General features: G+C 40.6%; 21 protein-coding genes, 1 tRNA gene and 1 pseudogene. 16 read left to right on the top strand and 7 right to left on the bottom strand.

Annotation, left to right across the window (positions count from 1 at the left end; all coding sequences use genetic code 11):
- Nucleotides 1-230 precede the first annotated feature (230 nt).
- The 4 genes and pseudogenes from H6G77_RS20125 to H6G77_RS20140 form a co-directional block, all read left to right on the top strand.
- On the top strand, nt 231-821 hold the full coding sequence (locus tag H6G77_RS20125) for a Crp/Fnr family transcriptional regulator (RefSeq protein ID WP_190872548.1): 591 nt from the start codon (nt 231-233) through the stop codon (nt 819-821).
- Between the two features lie 51 nt (nt 822-872).
- A complete protein-coding gene (locus tag H6G77_RS20130) occupies nt 873-2,804 on the top strand; it encodes an MFS transporter (RefSeq protein WP_190872549.1) in 1,932 nt (643 codons plus the stop codon).
- Nucleotides 2,805-2,935: 131 nt separating this feature from the next.
- Entirely contained in the window at nt 2,936-3,781 is an 846-nt protein-coding gene (locus H6G77_RS20135; RefSeq protein ID WP_190872550.1) for a uroporphyrinogen-III synthase, read from the top strand.
- 9 nt (nt 3,782-3,790) lie between these two features.
- Nucleotides 3,791-3,979: pseudogene (locus H6G77_RS20140) on the top strand (hypothetical protein); the annotation flags it as partial.
- A gap of 296 nt (nt 3,980-4,275) precedes the next feature.
- Here H6G77_RS20140 and H6G77_RS20145 read toward each other — a convergent pair.
- From H6G77_RS20145 to clpP, 3 genes are all read right to left on the bottom strand, one after another.
- Nucleotides 4,276-5,334, bottom strand: a complete 1,059-nt coding sequence (locus H6G77_RS20145; RefSeq protein WP_190589059.1) for an RNA-binding domain-containing protein — start codon at nt 5,332-5,334, stop codon at nt 4,276-4,278.
- 5 nt (nt 5,335-5,339) lie between these two features.
- On the bottom strand, nt 5,340-7,553 hold the full coding sequence (locus H6G77_RS20150) for a tetratricopeptide repeat protein (protein ID WP_190872551.1): 2,214 nt from the start codon (nt 7,551-7,553) through the stop codon (nt 5,340-5,342).
- Between the two features lie 76 nt (nt 7,554-7,629).
- Entirely contained in the window at nt 7,630-8,235 is a 606-nt protein-coding gene (gene clpP / locus H6G77_RS20155; protein ID WP_190589055.1) for an ATP-dependent Clp endopeptidase proteolytic subunit ClpP, read from the bottom strand.
- 375 nt (nt 8,236-8,610) lie between these two features.
- Here clpP and H6G77_RS20160 point away from each other — a divergent pair, with 375 nt between their 5' ends.
- The 7 genes from H6G77_RS20160 to H6G77_RS20190 all read left to right on the top strand — a co-directional run bounded on the left by H6G77_RS20160 (nt 8,611) and on the right by H6G77_RS20190 (nt 14,061).
- Complete coding sequence (locus tag H6G77_RS20160) at nt 8,611-8,766, top strand: hypothetical protein (protein ID WP_190589053.1); 156 nt, start codon at nt 8,611-8,613, stop codon at nt 8,764-8,766.
- 183 nt (nt 8,767-8,949) lie between these two features.
- Nucleotides 8,950-11,007, top strand: a complete 2,058-nt coding sequence (locus tag H6G77_RS20165) for a thioredoxin domain-containing protein (protein ID WP_190872552.1) — start codon at nt 8,950-8,952, stop codon at nt 11,005-11,007.
- A gap of 59 nt (nt 11,008-11,066) precedes the next feature.
- Nucleotides 11,067-11,291 carry a hypothetical protein gene (locus H6G77_RS20170; protein WP_190872553.1) on the top strand — a complete coding sequence of 75 codons (225 nt, stop codon included), beginning with the start codon at nt 11,067-11,069 and terminating at the stop codon, nt 11,289-11,291.
- On the top strand, nt 11,291-11,428 hold the full coding sequence (locus H6G77_RS20175; RefSeq protein ID WP_190872554.1) for a type II toxin-antitoxin system RelE/ParE family toxin: 138 nt from the start codon (nt 11,291-11,293) through the stop codon (nt 11,426-11,428). The genes H6G77_RS20170 and H6G77_RS20175 overlap by 1 nt, the downstream gene beginning before the upstream one ends.
- Nucleotides 11,429-11,623: 195 nt before the next feature.
- On the top strand, nt 11,624-12,232 hold the full coding sequence (locus tag H6G77_RS20180) for a molybdenum cofactor guanylyltransferase (RefSeq protein WP_190872555.1): 609 nt from the start codon (nt 11,624-11,626) through the stop codon (nt 12,230-12,232).
- Nucleotides 12,233-12,507: 275 nt separating this feature from the next.
- Nucleotides 12,508-13,419, top strand: a complete 912-nt coding sequence (locus tag H6G77_RS20185; RefSeq protein ID WP_190872556.1) for an ABC transporter substrate-binding protein — start codon at nt 12,508-12,510, stop codon at nt 13,417-13,419.
- 6 nt (nt 13,420-13,425) lie between these two features.
- Complete coding sequence (locus H6G77_RS20190) at nt 13,426-14,061, top strand: SMI1/KNR4 family protein (RefSeq protein ID WP_190872557.1); 636 nt, start codon at nt 13,426-13,428, stop codon at nt 14,059-14,061.
- Between the two features lie 440 nt (nt 14,062-14,501).
- On the opposite strand, the gene H6G77_RS20195 is transcribed toward H6G77_RS20190, so the two are convergent.
- Nucleotides 14,502-14,588, bottom strand: a tRNA-Ser gene (locus H6G77_RS20195).
- A gap of 96 nt (nt 14,589-14,684) precedes the next feature.
- Between H6G77_RS20195 and H6G77_RS20200 the strand changes: the two genes are divergently transcribed.
- The 4 genes from H6G77_RS20200 to H6G77_RS20215 all read left to right on the top strand — a co-directional run bounded on the left by H6G77_RS20200 (nt 14,685) and on the right by H6G77_RS20215 (nt 17,220).
- Nucleotides 14,685-15,053 carry a 2Fe-2S iron-sulfur cluster-binding protein gene (locus H6G77_RS20200; RefSeq protein WP_190589042.1) on the top strand — a complete coding sequence of 123 codons (369 nt, stop codon included), beginning with the start codon at nt 14,685-14,687 and terminating at the stop codon, nt 15,051-15,053.
- A 189-nt stretch (nt 15,054-15,242) separates the two neighbouring features.
- A complete protein-coding gene (locus tag H6G77_RS20205; protein WP_190672803.1) occupies nt 15,243-15,803 on the top strand; it encodes a thermonuclease family protein in 561 nt (186 codons plus the stop codon).
- 104 nt (nt 15,804-15,907) lie between these two features.
- Complete coding sequence (locus H6G77_RS20210; protein ID WP_190589037.1) at nt 15,908-16,720, top strand: inositol monophosphatase family protein; 813 nt, start codon at nt 15,908-15,910, stop codon at nt 16,718-16,720.
- A 113-nt stretch (nt 16,721-16,833) separates the two neighbouring features.
- Nucleotides 16,834-17,220, top strand: a complete 387-nt coding sequence (locus H6G77_RS20215) for a COG3650 family protein (protein WP_190589035.1) — start codon at nt 16,834-16,836, stop codon at nt 17,218-17,220.
- A 94-nt stretch (nt 17,221-17,314) separates the two neighbouring features.
- On the opposite strand, the gene nblS is transcribed toward H6G77_RS20215, so the two are convergent.
- From nblS to purD, 3 genes are read right to left on the bottom strand one after another with little or no spacing between them, the layout of a single operon-like run.
- Nucleotides 17,315-19,207 (bottom strand): two-component system sensor histidine kinase NblS, encoded by a 1,893-nt coding sequence (nblS, locus tag H6G77_RS20220; RefSeq protein ID WP_190589033.1) that lies wholly within the window; start codon nt 19,205-19,207, stop codon nt 17,315-17,317.
- A gap of 14 nt (nt 19,208-19,221) precedes the next feature.
- Nucleotides 19,222-19,362 (bottom strand): hypothetical protein, encoded by a 141-nt coding sequence (locus H6G77_RS20225; protein WP_190672794.1) that lies wholly within the window; start codon nt 19,360-19,362, stop codon nt 19,222-19,224.
- Nucleotides 19,363-19,372: 10 nt separating this feature from the next.
- Nucleotides 19,373-20,653: a phosphoribosylamine--glycine ligase gene (gene purD, locus H6G77_RS20230; RefSeq protein ID WP_190872558.1), complete on the bottom strand. Its 1,281-nt coding sequence runs from the start codon at nt 20,651-20,653 to the stop codon at nt 19,373-19,375.
- Nucleotides 20,654-21,158: 505 nt separating this feature from the next.
- On the opposite strand from purD, the gene H6G77_RS20235 reads away from it, so the two are divergent.
- Complete coding sequence (locus H6G77_RS20235; protein WP_190675986.1) at nt 21,159-22,106, top strand: NAD-dependent epimerase/dehydratase family protein; 948 nt, start codon at nt 21,159-21,161, stop codon at nt 22,104-22,106.
- Nucleotides 22,107-22,564 lie beyond the last annotated feature (458 nt).

Consider the following 22,564-nt stretch of genomic DNA (forward strand, 5'->3'; position numbering starts at 1 on the left):
TGATAAGATATCGGGCATGGGCTTGTTGTGGCTTTTGAGTTGTCGTTTGGGAAGACAATAACTCTACTACATCAGCCCTCTCTCTTCATCCTCTTATTTTGGCGAAGGTATTGGTGTCTAATACCAATTTTTTATGAAGCTGCATAGAATTTTTTTATTTCCACCGAGTTACTTATATCTGCGCCTGCATCTGCTAGAGTGATTATCTCTCACAACTTCCAGCATTAGTCATGCTTTCTCCGCCCTATCTGCAACTGAGTTATGTTTTACGCACTCTGGTTGAGATTCCAGAGGATGAACTGGCAAAATTAACCCAAATCTTTCAACCAGTCAGTTGCAAAACTGGAGAGTTTTTCATCCGTGCGGGGGAAGTTCCTAGCAAAATTGGATTTGTGGTGGCGGGGATATTTCGTCTTTATTATGTGGATGCGGCGGGGACTGAATTTACTAAATCATTTTGTCCAGAAAATCATTTTTTGACTGCCTATAGTGCGCTGATTTTAAAACAACCTGCTCAATTTTTTATCACCGCTTTAGAAGATTCATTATTATTAGTTGCTGATTATAGTCAGTATGTCCAACTATGTGCAGAACATCCATGTTGGCAGGCGGTGAATCATAAGTTAGTTGAGGCATTATTTATTAAAAAAGAGAGGCGAGAGGCGGAATTACTTTTAGATGATGCCACAACCAGATATCAAAAGTTTTTGCAAGAGTATCCTAATTTAGAACACAGAGTTAAGCAATATCACATTGCCTCTTATCTGGGTATTTCGCCTGTGTCCCTCAGTCGGATTCGGAAAATTCTCCAGCCGAATTAACATAGGTTAATGACTTCACCATGATTTGAGATTACATCTAAAAAAGATGTTATGAAATGCGATCGCTCAAACCGGGCAATGGTGAAGAAAAAACTACATCCTTTTATCCTCTACACAGGCTTTCTGGCATTTTTGGGTTTCGGAGTCCTAAATCCAATTATGCCGACATTGGTGGGGCTTTACGGCAGTACAGCGTGGGAAGTTGGGCTACTATATGCTACATTTTCACTTGCCCAATTTTTGACACTGCCAGGAATTGGTTATCTTAGTGATGCCTATGGGCGGCGATGGATGATGCTGATTAGCCTTTTAGGGGCTAGTTTGGGATATTTTATCTTTGGCAGTGGGGGCGCATTAGCTGTACTATTTGCAGGCTGGCTGATTGTGGGGCTAACCGATGGTACAGCTAGTATGACATTTGCAGCGATCGCCGATACTACCACACCTCAACAACGGACTCGTGCTTTTTCCTGGGTGAGTGGGATGATGGCTTTGGGGCTAATTATCGGCCCGGTTATGAGTGGTGTATTGTCGGGTATTTATCCGACTTTACCTGTGTATGTTGTGGCGATCGCTTTTGTAGTTGCATTGGTGTGGGGATATTATGCCATGCCGGAAACTTTACCATCAAACCAGCGTTCCCCTCAACCTGATTTTGCTCAATTAAATCCCTTCACTCAATTGCAAGCCTGTTTGGTACTACCCCAACTGCGCTGGCTGATGTTGAGCTTTTTGATGGTGAATATGGCGATGTTTGCCCTCATTTCTAATTTACCTGCTTTAGCAAATGAGCAATTTAACTGGCCAGCCCCACAAATTGCCCCGTTATTTGCCTTATTTGGTGTAATTAGTGTTATTGATCAAGTAATAATTATTCCCTGGTTATTGCCTCGATGGGGCGAAATCCGTATGGCATTTTCTGGGGCATTAATTACCGGATTAGCTTTTAGTTTATCTGGTATATTCGCCATCACAGGCTCGGTTATAGTTCTCTATACAAGTATTGTATTGGTTGGCATTGGACAGCCCCTAGCCGAAACTTCTTTAATTGGCTTGATGTCCAAAACTGTTGGTGAAAAAATTCAAGGACGCATCAACAGCAACATTCAAACAGTGCAAGCATTAGCAAGAATGATTGCCCCCTTGTTAGCAGGTTGGTTATATCAAAACATTAGCCCAGCTACACCCTATTGGTTTAGTGCTGCTCAAATTCTCGTGGCGGCAATTGCTGTTAAATTATCAGTGCAGAAATCCTCTATTTCAACTCAAAACAATACAGTGTTAATTACTGGAGGTTCATCAGGAATTGGCTTGGCATTGGCTAGAAAATTTCTTCAAGCTAACAATACAGTGATTATTACTGGACGTGATGCTAAGAAACTCGCTGAAGTCAAGAAAATCTTGCCGGAAATTATAACTGAAGTTGCTGATTTACAAGATTTTAATGCTTTACAACATCTGGTTAATCGCTACCCGAATGTCAACATATTGATTAACAATGCCGGGATTCAATACAACTATGAATTTATCAATCCAGAGATTGACCCTGAGTTAATTGAAGAAGAATTACGCACCAATTTAATTGCACCATTGCAATTAATTAAACTGATGTTACCCCATTTGTTAACTAAGCCAAACGCGGCTATTGTGAATGTTTCTTCTGGTTTGGGATTAGTACCGAAACAAACTGCGCCTGTTTATTGCGGTAGTAAAGCCGGATTACATATTGCTACTAAAGCCCTGCGCTGGCAACTGGAAAGCACATCAATTAAAGTATTTGAAATTATCGCGCCTTTAGTTGATACACCAATGACTCACGGTAGGGGTAAAGGAAAAATTTCACCGGCAGCATTGGCGGATGAATTCTGGCATAATTTTAGGTGCGATCGCTATGAGATGCGAATCGGTAAAACCAAACTGCTGTTTTTCCTCCAACGTTGGTTTCCCCAAGTCGCCGAGAAAATTCTCCGCCCTGGAATTTAGATATCGGATAACTTACCTGCCTATACAAACTTTTCTGCTTGAGTTATTAACGCTGCTCATCATACCTTGTCTTTGGTAGCATTAAATAATCTCAAGTTTAAGAGGTTAGTGTAGGTTTTAGTTTGTAATTTATGGCTGACTATCAACATTCATCCAAGCAAAACCAAACTGCAAAACTACCTTTGAGTAGCGTGACAGTTGTTGTCACCCGCGCGGCTGAACAGTCTGATCAGTTTGTCGCGCTTCTCGAACAAATGGGTGCAACTGCATTATCGATGTCTTGCTTGTGTATTGCTCCGCCTACAAGTTATGCCAAACTAGATGATGCGATCGCAAACCTTAATCAATTTGATTGGTTGATTTTTACCTCAACTAATGGCGTAGATTATTTTTTAGATCGATTAACTCACTTGGGTTTCAATACCAGCACACTCACCAAAATCAAAATAGCCGTAGTCGGGCAAAAAACAGCAGCACGGTTGCAAGCATATAACTTAACCGCAGATTTTTCACCCCCAGAATTTGTTTCAGATTCTCTGATTACGTCTTTTCCTAACAGAGATCACCTCAAAGGTACTAAAATTCTTTATCCCCAATTAGAAGCAGGTGGGCGAGAAAATATTGTCGAGGAACTGACTTTATTAGGCGCAGAAGTCCAAGCTGTTCCGACTTATCAATCAAATTGTACAACTGAAATACCACCTGTAATTGCTACTGCTTTTCAATCAGGTAAAATTGATGTGGTCACATTTGCTAGTCCGAAAACAGTGGGATGTTTCTATCAATTAATTCAATCTATTCATGCCGAATCTGTTTTAGAAAATATTTGCATTGCTTCCATTGGCCCAGTGACTTCAAATGCTTGCCGCAGTATTTTAAACAGAGTTGATGTTGAAGCAAATCCTTATTCCCTTGAAGGATTAATAGCAGCTATAGTTAATAGTCAAGAGAATTTGGATAAAATTAACCGCAGATAGGCATTTATGAAACCAGTGAATTTAGCAGAAGTATTAGCCAAAACTGATATTGAATTGCACCGTTTAGGCTGGACACCAGAACAAGGAAGAGAATATCTTATTAAAACTTATGGCAAGAGAGGGCGGACTTTATTAACCGAATCAGAATTACTGGATTTTCTGAGATACTTGGAAGCTCAACCTACGCCATCATCAGGAGAAGATTTTTTTGTTCAAGTTATAGCTAAAACTGATCAAGAAATGCAGCGATTAGATGTCAGTGTAGAGTGGGGCAGAGATTATCTGATGAAAACTTATGGTAAGCGATCGCGCCATTTATTAACTGAAGAAGAACTACTAGATTTTCTCAAATATTTGGAATCTCTAGCCACACCTCTAGATTAATCCAAATAGAATTTGTAGGGTGAAATTTAAATACCTAAATTTATTTACTAAAATCATTATATGAAGGCAATACCTCCTGGTTTAGTATAAATATACAGATATACTTGCCCTTAGAGGTGATCATATATATCTGGAATATCTAGAGGTTCAGACTTGTTTGACATTCGGATATAAAATTCTAGTTTCTTTTCTTTAGTCTTCTGTAACCAAGCTTTTTTATGAGATTTTTTAACATCAATTGCACAAACACATTTATCATCAATATTTTCAAACCTAATTTTGATTTGCTGAATAAAACTTTTTCCAATATGGTTACAAATTGTATCAATAATTGTTCGCTCTAATTTGTCAAGATTTCCATTTGACAGTAAAGACAAATCTTGTTCAAGTCCGAAAACATTACCATTATCTTCAACTCCAATAATCAGAGTGCCACCTTCAGAGTTGAGAAAAGCCACAATTGTCTTGAGGCTGCTAAATCTTAAATCTTTGTTCTCACAATTACGCTTAACATCCCACTGAAAGGTACTTTTGTATTCTAGGCGATCGCTTTCTGGCAGTTGGATCAACTCAGATATGGGACGTAAATCGCCAATTTTGCGAATTGTGGTTAAAAAGCGGCGTAGTTGTCGTTCTTCAATACGTTGCTTTAAGGCTTCTTCTGTATCTGCTGCATCAATGACTGTTTTGTTGATCACAGCAATATATTGACCAAAATAATTTTGTTCTAAAGTTTCTAGATTTTCGGTAATCCATTGCTCATTTTGAGCATTACCCCAAAGGTTAAAGTAAGCGATCGCATCTTGAATTGATTCATGCAGAACATCATAAACATTGCCGCGCATATTTTTGGAAATGTAGTCCCATACTCCTGATTTAAATGCTGTACGGCAATCACCGACTGTATCGTTAGCTGTCAGAATTATTACTACAGAAGAAAGGTTTCTTTCCTTCACTTCATTCAAAATTACAAAGCCACTGTCATCTTGTTCCATCCGCATATCAGAAATTATTACATCGAAGGGAGTTTGTAATTTTTCCTGTGCTTGGGTAGAACTTGTTGCAGTTTCTATGTGCTGATAACCATAGTCTCCTAACCACTCCAGCAACTCGCTCAAATAACGAGGGTTATCTTCCACCACCAATAAATGAACATTTTCCGTTTGCATCTTGTCTAATGTAACTCTCCTTTTGTATAGGGAATATAAATTTCAAATATAGATCCGTTGTATCCAGTTTCCCGGATATACCCATTCATCTTAGTTAATGTTTTACGGATAATAAACAACCCTAAACCACTACCTTTTCCTTCGTGAGAAGTGGTTTTTAGTGGTTGAAAAATCCAATCTTTTTTATCTTCAGGAATCCCTTTACCATTATCAGCAAATTCGATAAACAAATATTTCTGCTCACCAGGAATTGTTCTGCCCCATACCAGTGGATTAATAACATCCTGAGAAGATATGCGAATTATTAAATTTTGCTGCTCGGAGTTGTGTTTGAGGGAGTTCTCTACTAATTCATTCAGCGCACTTTTAATTTTTTCTTCATCGCCATAAAATTCAGAATCACCATTTTGGATCTCTAGCATAATTTGAGCTTGGTCAATCCGAGGAGTAGTTTCCCACTTTTCAAACAGCTTTTTCACTTTAAAGCGATGATTCTTAATGGTAATTCCTTCGTTAATCGCTTTTAAATCACTAAGGGCTGTCTGAGTCAGTTCTAGTTGCGCCAGCAATTTCTCAAGCTGGGTATAGTGAACATCTTTTGGTTGTAACTTCCGTATTGCCCGACGAGTTTTAGACTCAATTACAGCAAGCTGATTATTGACAAAATCTGATATATCATGGGCTGTTTTAGAAATCACGGCTAGAATTTTTCCATAGTCATCGTGAGAGATAGTTTCAATTTCAGACTTTTGCGCTGCCCGTCGTCTATTGACCTCTTCAAATACATCTTCAATATCTTGAATAATGCAGCTTAACAGAGGATCTTGTAGTTCAGAGTGGCGCAAAATCCGATAAGCAATTCCCTTAAGTATACCAATCTCATTGGCAATCTTATGATACATTGCTCTATTAAGCATCTCTGTGTCAATTAACCCAGTTTGGGTATCAGTCTTAACCATATCAAAGTATTCTTCCTCACTCGAATTGAGAGTTAGCATCTCAAACGCTTCAGCATAGCGTGGAGAGTCTTTTGAAATTTGTTGTAACATCTCGACTGCTGTTTGACTATGAGGATTATTGGCAAGGATGCTTCTAGCACTGTAGAGTCTAGTTTTATCCTTATCATCAGAATTAGCTATCGCAGCCTCGAAATATTCGTTACCTTTCTCTGGTTGTTTAATGCAATAGTGTAGTCTACCTAAATGGAGTTGAATTACATTAGCTTGATATGGACTTAAAATCTCTATTTTAATAGCTAATAATTTTTCTATTGCATCTTCATACTTACCTCGTCCTTCTAATGCAAGAGCGTATTGAAAATAAATATAACTGTTTAGTCCATCAGAATTTTGAAACTTAGTCCTTAACCACTGATCAAAAAAAGGCAAAGCCTGTTGATACTTACCAGTTGCATTCAAAGCAATTGCATACTTGCTCAATGTTATTAGATTATTCGCTTCAATTTGTAGTGATTTATCAAAAAAAATAAAAGCCTGCTCATACTCACCAATTGCAGCAAAAGTGTTTGCATATCTGCTTAAAGTTATTTGGTTATGAGGCTCAATTTCTAGTGATCTCTCAAAAATTTGCAAAGCCTTCTCATATCGACCATTAGAAAACAAGACGTTGGCATAACTATTGAGTATTCTTGGATTACTAGGTTCAATTTTAAGTGATCTCTCAAAAACATGAAAAGCTTTATCATGCTGACCATTATTAACTAAGGCATTTGCATACTTAGTTAATAATTGAGAATTTTGAGGATCAAGTTCTATTAATTTTTCAAATACGCAAATCAACTGCTCATTTTTCCCTAATTTCTTTAATGTTGTGCTATACGAAAACAAAACTTTAATATCTCTCGGTTTGATTTCTAAAGCCTTTTCAAAAATACTTAAAGCTTCATTCTCTCTACCTGATTTTCCCAAAGTAGTACCGTAATTTCTCAATGTATCTACATTATTTGGATCTATTTCTAGGGCTTGCTCGAAAACTTGAAAAGCCTGTTCAAATTCTTGTATATGCGTCAAAGATTTAGCGTATTGTCTGAGTGCTTCAACATTACGTGGATCAATTTGTAAAGCTTGCTGGAAAACACTAATTCCCAACTTGTACTCCCCCGTCTGTACAAGTTCTTCTGCTTGATTTATTAACTGGTAGATGCGATCGCTATCCATAATATCTTGTCTCCGGTAGCAGTAATACTTTAAAGCTCCCATAACCCCTGCAATATACTGGTTTAAAAGTAAAAATTTTCAGGTGTTGATGGGAGCTTTAATAGTCAATTACAAATAACTACACCACAGTCATCGGACGACTACCCGCAGCGTGACGGTCAATTACTTGGTCAATCAAACCGTATTCTCTGGCTTCATCGGGTGACATGAAAAAGTCGCGTTCGGTATCTTCTGCAATGCGCTCAATTGGCTGACCTGTGTGTTCAGCAAGAAAGTCGTTGAGTCGCTTTTTGTGATACAAAATTTCCCGCGCTTGAATTTCAATGTCGGTGGCTTGGCCTTGTGCGCCGCCTAAAGGTTGGTGAATCATAATGCGGGAATGGGGTAGACTCATCCGCTTACCTTTAGCACCCGCACTCAGGAGAAAAGCTCCCATACTCGCCGCTAATCCGGTACAAATGGTACAGACATCGGGGCGGATATGCTTCATAGTGTCAAAAATACCCATACCAGCAGTTACCGAACCGCCGGGGGAATTAATGTACATATAAATGTCTTTTTCTGGGTCTTCTGCATCCAAGAACAGCATTTGGGCAACTATTAAGTTAGCTAAGTTGCTGTCAATCTGTTGTCCCAAAAAGATGATTCGCTCACGCAACAGTCGTGAGTAGATATCAAAGGCGCGTTCGCCCCGACCCGATTGTTCAATAACGATAGGAATCATGCAGCGTTCCTGTAGCTAATTTACATCTATTTTATCGATGAGAACGGCGAATGGCTGTCATCACCTGCAAGAGAGCTAATTTTCTCTTCTATCTGACAGATGTAAATCATAACTCAGGCACTTTTTATAGGGGAAAGCGTCTAGGAATTTGAGTCGGTTCGTGCCAGAGAGGAGCAATGACAAACCACAACTGCGATCGCTCTGACAATGAAACTGTCATACCTTTATCTATAAATTTGGATTTTGTCAAGATTTATTTACCAAAAATTAAGGCAATTTTCCAAAAAATCCCGGCAAATTACGAAATTTATGAGTACGGGGTGTATTTAGAAAAAAGATTTTACTTGCAGTGCTATCAACTGAGGGAGACCTGCCATGCTCGAAAAACTTGTGCAAGCCGCCATCATTACTTTCTTGCTCCATCTGATAGCAGGAATTAATTACAATACCAAAATTCAAGCCCAGGTTAAACCACCCGCACCAGAGATGTCAACAACTATCATCAGCTTTCTGTGGCGCTCTTTGCCCTAATTAACAAGGCAAAGGAAAAAATGTTTGTTTGATTAGCTGTTCAACTCTTCTCACAAGCTTTACTAACCTGACTATTGAAAACCTGTGGTGTAAGTTTTGTTTTTTTATGTAAGGAGTAGTTCTACTCCCACGTTCAGAATGTAGACTGGGCAAATAAGGCATCTATCCTCACACAACAAGATCATGACTAATCGCCTTGCCCAAGCTAAGAGTCTCTACCTGCGTAAACACGCCGAAAATCCTATTGATTGGTGGCCTTGGTGTGATGAAGCTCTCGCCACTGCTAAGGCAGAAAATAAACCTATCTTTCTTTCCATTGGTTACTCTAGTTGCCACTGGTGTACTGTGATGGAAGGTGAGGCTTTTTCTGATGCTGCGATCGCAGATTACATGAATGCCAATTTTCTGCCTATCAAGGTAGATAGAGAAGAACGCCCAGACATCGATAGCATTTATATGCAGGCGTTACAGATGATGACTGGTCAAGGTGGTTGGCCGTTAAATGCCTTTCTTTCTCCGGAAGATTTGGTTCCTTTTTACGCTGGGACTTATTTTCCGGTTGATCCCCGCTATGGTCGTCCTGGTTTTTTACAGGTGCTGCAAGCTCTCCGCCATTACTACGACAACGAAAAAGAAGATTTACGCCAACGCAAAGCAGTAATTTTAGACTCGCTCCTCACCTCTGCGGTCTTGCAAAATGATGATCCCCAACTAGTTGCAGAAAATGAATTACTGGGCAAAGGTTGGGAAACTAGCACGGGGATCATTACTGCTAATCAATACGGTAACAGTTTCCCGATGATGCCTTATGCCGAGTTAGCACTGCGGGGAAATCGGTTTAATTTGCCATCTCGCTATGATGGTCAGAAAATTTGTACTCAGCGCGGACTAGATTTAGCCCTGGGTGGGATTTATGATCATGTGGGTGGTGGCTTTCATCGCTATACAGTTGATCCCACCTGGACAGTGCCTCACTTTGAAAAGATGCTTTATGACAATGGGCAAATTGTCGAGTATCTAGCAAATTTATGGAGTGCGGGTACTCAAGAACCAGCATTTGCTAGGGCTGTGGCGGGAACTGTACAATGGCTCCAACGAGAAATGATTGCCCCAGAAGGCTACTTTTACGCGGCTCAAGATGCAGATAGTTTTATTAATTCTGATGCAGTCGAGCCAGAAGAAGGGGCTTTTTATGTGTGGAGTTACAGCGAACTCGCACAGTTATTAACACCAGAAGAATTAAACCTATTACAACAAGAGTTTACAGTTAGTCCTCAAGGCAACTTTGAAGGGTTGAATGTATTGCAAAGGCGTAACCCTGGGGAATTGAGTCCAGAAATAGAAACAGCATTAGCAAAATTATTTACAGCGCGTTATGGTGATGCACCAGAATCATTAAAGACTTTTCCCCCAGCCCGGAATAATCAAGAAGCCAAAACCCATAATTGGCCGGGGCGTATTCCCTCGGTGACGGATACAAAAATGATTGTGGCTTGGAATAGTTTGATGATTTCTGGGTTAGCTAGAGCAGGTGGGGTCTTTCAATCACCTTTGTATTTGGAATTAGCCGCACAAGCCGCTAATTTTATTTGGGAAAATCAGTTTGTCAATGGACGTTTCCACCGACTCAATTATCAAGGTGAAGCGACATTTTTAGCGCAGTCTGAAGACTACGCCTTTTTTATTAAAGCGTTATTAGACTTACAAGCTTGTAGCCCAGATGATCAACAATGGTTGGAAAAAGCGATCGCTATCCAAGAAGAATTCGACGAATTTCTCTGGAGTGTAGAACTAGGAGGATATTTTAACACATCTAGCGATGCTAGTCAGGAATTAATTATCCGCGAACGCAGCTATGCGGATAATGCTACACCTTCTGCTAACGGAGTGGCGATCGCAAATCTTGTCAGGTTATCTCTACTCACCGATAATCTGCACTATCTCGATTTATCAGAGCAAGGTTTAAAAGCCTTCCGAAGCATCATGGCTAGTCATCCTCAAGCTTGCCCCAGCTTATTCACCGCTTTGGATTGGTATCGTAACTCTACCTTAATTCGCAGCACCAGCGAGCAAATCAAATCTCTCATTCCTCAATATTTGCCAGTAGCCACGTTTTCGGTAGTATCTAACCTCCCAGAAGGAAGTATTGCCTTAGTTTGCCAAGGTTTAAAGTGTCTTGCACCAGCAACCAGTGTTGAGCAAATGTTACAGCAAGTGCAGCAAAGTCAAACGAGAGGATGATTCCTTTTTAGGAAGCAGAAAACTGATCAAGTCTATCTACTAAATCAAGCAAAATAGCAATGAAAACCGAACAAGAAAGAAAAGCAATAATTGAATCTATCAATGTGTTGTTAAACCAAACTTATGACAGTGTGTTAGATGAAATACTCACGTATTTACAAAGAATCGATGATATAGAAAATGAGGAAGATTTACAAGCTATTAAGGAAGCTAGAGAAGATAGACGCATCAATGGTACTGTTTCTTGGAATGAATATCAAGGATATAACAAAGAAACTGCTTAATGTATCAAGTTGAATTAACCAAGGGTGCGATAAAACAACTAAATAAACTACCCAATAATATTAAAGAACGCATCGATGCCAAAATTCTAGATTATTTCAGAACTTACGCAATTGCCCACAAGCTTAATTTATCGTAGACGCGAAGCGGCTTCCCGCAGGGTACCGCCAAGCCGCCAAGAACGCCAAGAAATAGTAGAGTTTGCGTAAGTCCTATATTTATAAAGATGAAACTTGATAAATAAGAATATCTCAGGGCTAGTGACGACATCAGGGTAAAGGTGAAGAAAAGAACATAAAAGAACAAATGACTAATGACTAACGACTAATGACCAATGACAAATAACTCAGCACTCAGCACTCAGCACTCAGCACTTTTATCAGCCATTGTATTGGCTGGCGGTAAAAGTTCGCGGATGGGACAGGATAAGGCTTTGCTGACTGTTGATGGTGTACCTTTATTACAGCGAGCTTGTCAGATTGCGGCGGCTTGTGCTGAGACTGTTTATATTGTCACTCCTTGGCTGGAACGTTATCAACACTTACATTTACCTCGTGGTAATTTTATTTTAGAAGCGCCTGTAAGTCAGGGGCCGTTGGTGGGGTTTGCTCAAGGACTAACACAGGTACAAACTGATTGGGTGTTGTTACTTGCTTGCGATTTACCAAAGTTGCGGGTTGAGGTATTGCAAGGATGGGTGGCGCAACTTGATAATGTGGGGGAAGATGCGATCGCCGCTTTGGCGCATCATCCTAAAGGCTGGGAACCTCTGTGTGGTTTTTATCGCCGGCGATGTTTACCGCAACTACTAGATTTTATCAACCAAGGCGGGCGATCGTTTCAGCAGTGGCTTCAGCAATATTCGGTACAAGTTTTAGCTGTGCCTGATACCAAGATGTTACTTAACTGTAATACTCCTGAAGATTGGGCATTGATGCAGTAAAAACAACATTTCAGCCAGCTATTAAACCATTATTCATAAATCACTCTCACAAGTAAAAAGTTTTACTATAAATTTTTTACAAAAACAAACAAATGTTATTTAATTAACAATAGTTTGACAACATACTAATGTATAGTATTTAAAGCTTTTCTCAATAAACCTTGTATACTTAATGGCGAGGTAGCATAGCTATAAATTCTTGGGGGAATTTTTACTATGTCTACACTCGCCATTTTTGTCAGCAAATTTCATAGTTACCATAGGTTTATTCTTATATGTATCATCGTTTAATATTATCGGCATTAGCAATTCTCATCAGTATATTTTTAATGGCTTGTAGCACTGCTACAACTCAACAACCACAACCACAAACATCTGCTATTACAGCAACCCCTAATAATCAACCAACAGCTAAAAGAGTAGTTAGTCTTTCATCCCTAGCCACAGATATTATTTATCAACTCGATAAAACTAAACTAGTAGGTATCGCGGGAAATTCATTATTTAAAAACGAACTTGGTTTGAAGGATATTCCTCGTGTGAGTGAAGGTCAAACTCCTCCTAATTTAGAAAAAATTGTGGCTCTCAAACCAGATTTAGTCATTGGTATCGAAGGTTTTTCTACCCAAGTAATTCAAAGATTACAAGAATTAAAAATTCCGACTGTATTGACTCAACTCAAAACATGGGATTCTTTAGAAAGTCTGACTCAAAAACTGGGTGATTTAATTGGTGCAAACCCCGAACCTTTGTTAACTCGCTACAAAAGTTTTTTACCAGAAAAACAAGAGCAAAATATTTCTACTTTAGTGTTAGTGAGTAATCAACCAATTCTCACCCCAAATAAAAGCAGTTGGGCGGGAAACTTGCTAGAAAAATTTCAACTCAAGAATGTCGCCGCCGAATTACAAGGTAAAAGTCCGTTTGGTGGTTATGTCACTTTATCAGCAGAAAAAGTTTTAGAAGTTAATCCAGACACAATAATTGTCATCAACCCTCCGCAAGCAACCTCAAATAAGGAGATTTTGGAATCATTTAGTAAAGAACCTTTTTGGCAAAAACTCAAAGCCACACAAAATAATCGAGTTTATATTTTTGACTATTATGGATTAGTAAATCCAGGTAGCATCAATGCAATTGAGAAAACCTCTCAGCAGCTTAAAAAAGAGTTATTTGCAGGCAATTAATCTAAAATGAATAATCTTGTTAGTGCATCCTGGTTAAGCTATCGAGAAAAGATTAATGATAGGTTTCCTGCATATTACAAGTATCTCAACCCACCAGCAAGTGAAGATGAAATTTTACATTTGCAAACGGTACTTGGTTATGAAATTCCCGCAGAGATGCAAACTTTATATCGACTCAATAATGGAGAGTCTAGAGAAGGACGGGGCATTTTTTATGGGTTACAATTTCTCTCGCTGTCTGAAGTGGAGCGAAATTGGTTAAGTTGGAAGGAAATCATTGAAGATGGTTTAGAAAGTTTAAATGATTTCTGCACATCTTATCCAGAAGGCGTTATCCAAAGCGTCTATGCACATGAAAAATGGATACCTCTGATGCACGATGGAGGAGGAAATCACATCGGTATTGATTTAGCGCCTGATGTTAATGGATGTATTGGGCAAATTATCAACTTTGGCAGAGATGAAGATGAAAAATGTGTTTTGGCTCCTAATTTGGCAGAATTGTTGCAGCTGCTAGATACAAAATTGGCAGAGAATCTTCAAGTAACCACTGAATTGGATGATGATGGGATCGAAATTTTTTCACTTAATAACACACATCTATCAGATGCTTTAAAAGCGATTGTCAAAAGCAAGTACTGAAACTATTTCAGGACTTACGCACAAAGATTATCTGTAGAGATTGGGTGTAAGGATTTTGAATCAGTACACACGCCACTTGGCTCAAGTCGGGAAACCCGCCCACGCCAGTGGCTCCCTTATACACCTGAACCCCTACACCCTCGCCAAAACCCTTGATTTTTCGTTTTTATGCGTAAGTCCTATATTTGAAAGAATTTCACCAAGTCGTAATACCATTTCACTCTAAACATGATACAGATAGGCAAGCAGCGCCTCGACTCCGCTCGGCGACCGGAAACAAAGGTGTAGAGGAAGTGATTTGTATCAGTAATTTCGTGAATTGGTATAACGCATCCTACGTACTGTGCTGGTTAATTGAGAATATGTAAACAAAATAACAGAGAAAAGCTTGAAGAAACTTCTTCAAGCTTTTCTTTAATGCCCTAAAGGCTATGTAAAAACGGAGAGGGAGGGATTCGAACCCTCGTTGAAGTTGCCCCCAAACAGCATTTCCAGTGCTGCGCCTTCAACCACTCGGCCACCTCTCCAGGTGTCACAATTTTTTATTGTAATATAAACTTATAGAAAATGCAAATATCTAGCAAGACATTTTAGAGTAGAGAAAAGCCAAATTCAAAATCACGATGTCCCGTACATACAAAATTAAAATCCGCGATCGCGCCACTGGTAAAGAACACACTCTTCAAGTTCCAGATGACCGCTACATCCTACACTCTGCCGAACAACAAGGCGTGGAATTGCCTTTTTCTTGCCGTAATGGGGCTTGTACAGCTTGCGCTGTTAGGGTTTTGTCGGGAGAAATTGATCAACCAGAGGCGGTTGGCTTGTCCTTAGAGTTACGCCGACAAGGTTACGCCTTGCTGTGTGTGAGTTACGCCCGTTCCGACTTGGATGTAGAAACACAAGACGAAGATGAAGTCTATGAACTCCAATTTGGGCGTTACTTTGCTAAAGGTAGAGTAAAAGCGGGTTTACCGTTAGACGAAGATTAATACTGGGACAAGGGGGGACAAGGGGGACAAGGGAGACAAGGGGGACAAGGGGGACAAGGTGGACAAGGGGGACAAGGTAGAAACTATATTTCTTCTCCCCTGTCTACCCCCTCTCACTTGTCTACTCCTCTCCCTTGTCTCCCCTCTCCCCAACTCCCTCGGCTTCTCAAAGGGTGCAAAGGAGTCAAAATGCGAATATCTACTATTTCAGGATGTTTTGGGTGGTGGACGCGAAAAATAGCTATATTAGCTTGCTTATTACTATTGGTAAGTTGTCAAGCCAAAAATCAGCCCACAGATAATCAAGTATTGGTGAAAGTGGCGCGTGTAGTGAGTGGGCAAAGTTTAGAAGTGCTGGGTATGGGTGAACAACCTAATTTTGCTTCGCCAGTGCGTTTAATTGGCATTGATGCGCCAGATTTGCGGCAAAATCCTTGGGGTGATGAAGCGAGACAAAGCTTAGAAAAGTTAATTGGTGGTGTAGAACAATCAATCAAGCTAGAGTTTGATATTGAAAATAAAGATAAACTGGGGCGGACATTAGCTTATGTCTGGAAAGATAAGCAGTTATTAAATGAACAAATCGTCAAACAAGGATATGCGCTGTTTGTGGGGCGATCGCCTAATCACAAATACGATCAACGTCTAGAACGCGCCCAACAATGGGCAAGAATTATGGGAGAGGGAATTTGGAACCCAAAAAATCCTATGCGCCAAACTCCGGCTGAGTTCCGGTTTTTGAATCGATGAATTGAGGGATCAGCGATCGCGCCTTTGAATGTATGATTCAGTGTTGAGTCGTGAGTGCTGAGTGTGGGACTATTGACTCTTGACTATTGACAATTAACTCACCCATGACTCAACTACAAATTTTTCTCGATATTGCTACCGAGGCGGCGTTAACAGCAGGTGCAGTTTTACAAGGTTATTTAGGCAAATTAGAAGACGCAGTAACTGAAAAAGGCCGCCCCGGTGATTTGGTAACGGCGGCGGATAAAGCCTCAGAAGCAGTGGTGTTAGAAGTTATCCACCGTCACTTGCCGCAGCATTCTATTTTGGCGGAAGAATCAGGTAAGATAGGCAATCAAGATAATGAATTTTTGTGGGCGATCGATCCCCTCGATGGTACGACAAACTACGCCCACCAATATCCTTTTTTCGCCGTTTCTATTGGATTGTTAATTAATGGTACGCCGCAGGTAGGCGTAATTTATGACCCATTGCATAATGAGTTATTTCAGGCGGCTGCTGGTTTAGGTGCAACTCGTAACCGTCGCCCCATCAAAGTTTCCCAAACCAATGAATTACGTAAAAGCTTATTAGTAACTGGTTTTGCTTACGATCGCCGCGAAACCTCAGATAACAATTATGCCGAATTTTGTCACTTAACTCACCTCACCCAAGGAGTTAGACGTAGCGGTTCAGCATCCATTGATTTAGCTTATGTTGCCTGTGGTCGTGTTGATGGTTACTGGGAACGCGGACTGTCACCTTGGGATATTGTCGCTGGCATCATTTTATTACAAGAAGCAGGCGGTAAAGTCACAGCTTATGATGGTAGCCCTTTACAAATCAACTCAGGTCGCATTCTTGCCACTAACGGTTACATTCATGAACTTCTCAGCCATGAATTAACACAAGTTCCACCTCTATCTTCTTGGAAATAGTCAACAAAAATATACTCATATTATTAACCGTGAGAGTGACTTTTGATTGCCAAGCGGAATTGGAATATTGAATGTGTATCTATTAGATATTCATCATTTCAAAATCTTGAGCAATGAAAGCTTTTATCTCTTACATCGCTTTTGTGGGAATGAGTGCTAGTTTACTGGCATACAGTTCTAGTTTGCAAGCAGTCACTCCTAGTAATGAAAAATTTATCGCTTTAGGTACAGAACCTTTTTGGAGTGTAACTGTTAGTAAAAATGGCATTGTTTACTCTTCGCCAGAGGTGAAAAAACAAACCTTCCCTTATGTAAAACCTCTAGCAGCCCAAGCCCGTCCTGCTGATTTGGTCAGAGTTTACCGACTCAGGGGTAACAATACATTGATTTTGCAAAAAGTGAGTGCTTGTAGTGATGGAATGTCAGATAAAAACTACCCTTATTCGGCTGTTTTGATATTGGGTAATAAAGTGTTAGAAGGTTGCGCCCAGAAACAGTAATCTAGTACAGGTCGGCGTAAATAAATAGACCATAAGAAATTGCTAAAAGGCTTGTAGTATCGTTATTCTTTCTTTTTACTTTTGCCTTGTTGTACTAGTCACATAAAGTTAAGTCAAACCAAAAAGTTGTCCCTATGCCAACTTCACTAACCAAGTTAACTTTACTACCATGTCTTTCAACAATATTTCTGACAATTGATAAACCCAAACCAGTACCTTCTAAGGTGTGGACTCGGTTTTCAACGCGGAAGAAGCGGTCAAAAATGGCTTGTTGGTCTTCGGAAGCAATACCAATTCCAGTATCAGATACTTCCACGCGCACACAGGGAGATTGATTTTGGGAGTTGGGTTTGGGATCTAATTGGTAGGCGCGGATTGCTACTTTACCGCCGGCTTTTGTAAATTTCAGGGCATTACCGACCAAATTGGCTAAGACTTGGAGTAATAAATCATAGTTACCCATGACTAGGGGTAAACTGGGGGCAACTTCTTGAAGGAGTTCAATGCCTTTATCTTTGGCGTTGAGTTGATAAGTCCGCAGGGTTTGTTCGATGGCTTGGGAGAGGTCTACACCATCAAAGTTATAACTACGACCAGATTCTAACTTAGATAAGTCTAAAACATCGTTAACTAAACGAGTCAGGCGATCGGTTTCATGGTTGACTGTTTTGAGAAAATCTTGACGCTGTTCTACACTCAAATCTTCGCCGTAGTCGTGCAGCGTTTCAATAAAAGATTTGATATTGAATAACGGTGTCCGCAGTTCATGAGACACGTTGCTGATAAATTGGCCCTTGGCTTCGTTGAGTTCTACTTCCCGTGTAATATCTTGTACAGTAATCGCAATTCCTTTAATACTTTCCCGTTGTAAATTCAGCACTGTGGTTAATAAAATCCGAATAGTGCGCTTAGTTGGTTGATTAAGATGAATGCGGAACTCAGCACTATCGCATTCACCCGCAGCCATTTCGTACAAGGGACGGGTGATTTCCATCTGAATGGCGGGGGGTAATTGATGCAGGACATTACTACCGACGACATCATTACCTTCCCAGCCAAAAATTCTTCTGGCTGTGGGGTTGACCAAAATCACCTGCATGTTGTTGTCAATCAACACAGCACCATCGGCGATCGTCGAAACCAAAGTTTCGAGTTTGGCTTTTTCGGCGGTTAGTTCTTCAATATTTTGTTCTTCATAGCGTTCTAGACGCTCTGCCATATCATTAAAACTGAGAATTAATTCTCCGAGTTCGCCGCCTAGAGGTAAATCGATGCGCTGCTTAAAATTCCCGGTGGCGATTTGTTTGACCCCGACTAGCAGTTCTTTAATCGGCTTGGTGATGGTTAAAGCATTAATCACCCCGGCTAAAATCACCATTACCCAAATTGTGATAAAAACCGCGATGGTAACATCACGGGTGAAATTAGTAGAAATTACGGCTGTTTGGTTGGGGTTAATCCCAATCGCCAAGACACCCAAGTATTTTTTCTCAACAATGAGGGGAACAAATACATCGGTGACAATGCCATCGGGGGTGTTATGTTGCCGCACCATTGGCTTATCGTTATCACCAGGGTAATCTTCTGGTAATTGTATTCTTCGCTCAATTGTCAATAAAGAGTTTTCCACCTCTGGTTCCCAAAAGGGAATCCCGAAAAAGATTTTGCCGCCTTCGTCAGCGTAAAGCATATACCTCACGCTGGAAGTACTGCTATAAAATCTTTGGGAAAATTGGGCAATCTCGGTGAGATTATTTTCTGCAATGAGGGGAGTAACGTTAGCAGCAAGCAGCAGTCCCAAGTCGCGGCCGAATCGGGTGTCATTCAGACGCGCATCTTGCTGAATTGTGTTTACAGCCCAAAAGGTCAGACCACTCATCACCAAAGAAACCACCAAAGTGGCAACAGCTAACAGCTTAGTTTGGAGGGTGAAATCTGACCACCAATTGGCGATCGCTTCTCGGATTGTTTTTAACAGAGCTAACATTTTCAATCAAGTTGTTAGTAGTTTTTGGAATAAACCCCAACAACTAAAAAATTAACAGTTAATTTGACTAATGGGGTAGAGAGAAGTCTGAAGTCTGAAGGTTGGTTAGCAATGCCGTTACCGTAGGCTAAGGCAAAATAAATTTCATACTTCACACTTCACACTTCATACTTGATTCAGCACTCTATAACCAATGTCTCTCCTATAATATATTCCTTCAAACTGGATAGATTTCAGACCTGTGTAAGCTTGGGCGATCGCTTGTTGAAAGTTTTCCCCTGTGCCTGTCACATTTAATACCCTTCCCCCATCAGTTACTACTTGCTGTTGGTCGTTCAATTTTGTCCCGGCATGAAATACGGTGACTGTAGCGGTTTCGGCTGCGTCAATGCCTGTAATGACTTTGCCTTTTTGATAATCTCCTGGATAACCACCAGAAGCTGCCACGACGGTAGCGGCTGCGCCACTGTGCCAAGTAATGGGAACTTCGCCTAAACGCTGTTCGACACAAGCCAGAATTAAATCTAATAAGGGTGTGGCTAACAATGGCAAAATTACTTGAGTTTCGGGATCACCAAAGCGACAGTTAAATTCCAACACTTTAAAGTCGCCTTCTGGTGTAATCATCAACCCGGCATAAAGTACACCCCTGTAGTCTATGCCTTTGCTGCGGAGAGTGGCGATCGCTTTTTCTAAAACTTCTGTTTGCACCCTAGCCATTAACTCTGGTGTAGCAATGGGCGCTGGACAGTATGCACCCATCCCGCCAGTGTTGTCACCTGTATCACCTTCACCGACTCGCTTATGGTCTTGTGCTGGTAGTAGGGGACGAATGGTTAACCCATCGGTCAAAGCCAACACTGATACTTCTTGCCCAAATAAACACTCTTCAATAACAACAAACTCACCCGCACTGCCAAACTGCCCTTGAAAAATCGCATCAATGGCACTCTCAGCTTGTTCTATGTTAGTAGCAACTATTACACCCTTCCCTGCCGCCAATCCGTCAGCTTTCACAACTATCGGCGCACCTTGAGCTTTGATATATGATTTAGCTGCTGTTGCTTCCGTAAATACCGCAGCCTTAGCTGTAGGAATACCAGCTTCTTGCATCAGTGCTTTTGCCCAAGCCTTACTGGCTTCAATTTGCGCCCCCGCTTTGACGGGGCCAAATACCATCAATCCTTGAGCTTGCAAATAGTCTGTAATTCCCTTCGCCAGTGGAACTTCTGGCCCCACTACTACCAAAGAAATGTGATTTGCTAAGGCATATTGGCTGATTCCTGCAAAATCATCTACAGCCAAGGGCAAATTCTGACAACCTGCCAGATTAGCTGTACCGCCATTTCCCGGCACACAGACGACTTGCTCAACTTGCGGGGATTGCAATAATTTCCATGCTAGAGCATGTTCACGCCCGCCGTTACCGACAACTAAAACTTTCACTGATTTCCTCTTGCGTGCCTTGTGACACGAGAACAGTCTAGGCAGTCAAAAGTCAATTTTTAACTCTTGCACCATTGACAGTGGTAGCCAGATTGCCACCATGCTGTACTAAAACTACTCGCGGATCAATTTTTCACTAATTTAGGTACTGATGCAAGTCCTGGGTTGAGAGTCTAGAGGCTGGGGGTTAGAGGCTAGTAGGTTGGGTGCAGGCGCACAAGAAATATTGAAAAAAATATGGCATATAGCAGTCCTAAATCATTCGTGAACCAAAAGATCCCCGATTTCTTGAAGAAATCGGGGATCTGAGCTTCTTGATTTTCACCAATCAAAGTTGAAAATTAAATTTTTATCAGAAAATCTCAATAAATATACCTAAGTAATTCTGCGATATTTCCATGATTAATTTAAACATTACTGCTAAATGATGACGTTTATACAAGATAAGTATTAACCTGTGAATATTGCAATCAGGGAAATATCAAAAAACGGGTCAAGAGGGAACATGGCTAAAATTATTGTGACGGGAGCAGCAGGTTTTATTGGTTCTCATGTTGCAGAAGTACTGCTAAAACAAGGAGAAGAAGTAATTGGGATTGATGAGTTTAATGATTACTACGATCCGATATTAAAACGTAAGAACATTGCTCTTTTAAACTGCTGGTCTAACTTTAAATTAATTGAAGGAAATATTCAGTTTTTAGATTGGCAAAATTTACTCCAAGATGTAGAAATTATCTATCATCAAGCAGCCCAAGCCGGAGTTAGGGCGAGTTGGGGTGATGGTTTCCGTGCTTATACTGAACGGAATATCAATTCGACACAAGTTTTATTAGAAGCAGCTAAGGATGCAAAACATCTGAAAAGATTAGTTTTTGCTTCTACATCTAGCGTTTACGGTGATGCGGAAACTTTACCCACCCACGAAAGTATCTGTCCCCATCCGGTTTCGCCTTATGGCATTACCAAGTTAGCCGCAGAAAGGTTATGTGGACTATATCAGAAGAATTTTAATGTGCCGATTGTGGCATTGCGCTATTTTACAGTTTATGGGCCGAGACAGCGCCCAGATATGGCATTTCATAAGTTTTTCAAGGCTATTTTGCAAGATGAAGCCATTCCGATTTATGGGGATGGACAGCAAACACGGGACTTTACCTTTGTGAGTGATGTGGTGGCGGCAAATTTGGCGGCGGCGAGTGCAGCAGAAGCTGTGGGGAAAATTTTTAATATTGGTGGTGGTAGCCGAGTTGTGTTAACTGAAGTGTTAGATACAATGGCGGAAATTGTTGGTCAACCAATTAAGAAAAACTACATAGAAAAAGCAATGGGAGATGCACGCCACACGGCGGCGGATATATCCCAAGCGCAGAAAATTTTAGGGTATCAGCCACAAGTGTCGCTGCGGGAGGGGTTAACACAAGAATGGCAGTGGGTGAAGGGATTATATTAAATGAGTAAGATTTGGATGTAATGCGATCGCATTTTAGGAGTGAAAGTCACAAATTTCGGAAAACTCCCGCGATCGCTTTTTTGGTGTAGATTCGTAAAGGCAATCATTACTGTCGCCGAAACAGCTTTTGCGATGATTTTTATATTGAAGCCATTCCCGCCGAGAACTAAAGTTCCAGGCTAATAGCCAAAGTCCACTTCAGTGGACTGGAATAAATTTATTGTTGAGTCCTCTTGAGAGGACTTGCGCTATGAGACTCGGAATTGATTCCGAGGCGGGATTGAGCAAAGTCGAAGGATCACGAATTGCAAATTTCATCAAAATGCTGCTTCACGTCCTATAGTAAAAGTCAAAGCATCACTTCCCCTTTTTCCAGATAAAAAATACTCCCCTGTAGGTTGGGTGAAACGAAGGGAAACCCAACACATAAATCTGGGTTTTCCAGAATATTTTTTGTT

The organism is Aulosira sp. FACHB-615 (genome assembly GCF_014698045.1).
Lineage (GTDB): Bacteria > Cyanobacteriota > Cyanobacteriia > Cyanobacteriales > Nostocaceae > Nostoc_B.

Bases quoted from the DNA above. Each gene is read 5' to 3' on its own strand.
- H6G77_RS20205 (WP_190672803.1), top strand. From the start codon at position 15,243: ATGCGAATATCTACTATTTCAGGATGTTTTGGGTGGTGGACGCGAAAA.
- H6G77_RS20125 (WP_190872548.1), top strand. From the start codon at position 231: ATGCTTTCTCCGCCCTATCTGCAACTGAGTTATGTTTTACGCACTCTG.
- H6G77_RS20170 (WP_190872553.1), top strand. From the start codon at position 11,067: ATGAAAACCGAACAAGAAAGAAAAGCAATAATTGAATCTATCAATGTG.
- H6G77_RS20185 (WP_190872556.1), top strand. From the start codon at position 12,508: ATGTATCATCGTTTAATATTATCGGCATTAGCAATTCTCATCAGTATA.
- H6G77_RS20145 (WP_190589059.1), bottom strand. From the start codon at position 5,334: ATGCAAACGGAAAATGTTCATTTATTGGTGGTGGAAGATAACCCTCGT.
- nblS (WP_190589033.1), bottom strand. From the start codon at position 19,207: ATGTTAGCTCTGTTAAAAACAATCCGAGAAGCGATCGCCAATTGGTGG.
- H6G77_RS20210 (WP_190589037.1), top strand. From the start codon at position 15,908: ATGACTCAACTACAAATTTTTCTCGATATTGCTACCGAGGCGGCGTTA.
- clpP (WP_190589055.1), bottom strand. From the start codon at position 8,235: ATGATTCCTATCGTTATTGAACAATCGGGTCGGGGCGAACGCGCCTTT.
- H6G77_RS20175 (WP_190872554.1), top strand. From the start codon at position 11,291: ATGTATCAAGTTGAATTAACCAAGGGTGCGATAAAACAACTAAATAAA.
- H6G77_RS20165 (WP_190872552.1), top strand. From the start codon at position 8,950: ATGACTAATCGCCTTGCCCAAGCTAAGAGTCTCTACCTGCGTAAACAC.
- H6G77_RS20190 (WP_190872557.1), top strand. From the start codon at position 13,426: ATGAATAATCTTGTTAGTGCATCCTGGTTAAGCTATCGAGAAAAGATT.
- H6G77_RS20130 (WP_190872549.1), top strand. From the start codon at position 873: ATGAAATGCGATCGCTCAAACCGGGCAATGGTGAAGAAAAAACTACAT.
- H6G77_RS20215 (WP_190589035.1), top strand. From the start codon at position 16,834: ATGAAAGCTTTTATCTCTTACATCGCTTTTGTGGGAATGAGTGCTAGT.
- H6G77_RS20160 (WP_190589053.1), top strand. From the start codon at position 8,611: ATGCTCGAAAAACTTGTGCAAGCCGCCATCATTACTTTCTTGCTCCAT.
- H6G77_RS20200 (WP_190589042.1), top strand. From the start codon at position 14,685: ATGTCCCGTACATACAAAATTAAAATCCGCGATCGCGCCACTGGTAAA.
- H6G77_RS20180 (WP_190872555.1), top strand. From the start codon at position 11,624: ATGACAAATAACTCAGCACTCAGCACTCAGCACTCAGCACTTTTATCA.
- H6G77_RS20235 (WP_190675986.1), top strand. From the start codon at position 21,159: ATGGCTAAAATTATTGTGACGGGAGCAGCAGGTTTTATTGGTTCTCAT.
- H6G77_RS20150 (WP_190872551.1), bottom strand. From the start codon at position 7,553: ATGGGAGCTTTAAAGTATTACTGCTACCGGAGACAAGATATTATGGAT.
- H6G77_RS20135 (WP_190872550.1), top strand. From the start codon at position 2,936: ATGGCTGACTATCAACATTCATCCAAGCAAAACCAAACTGCAAAACTA.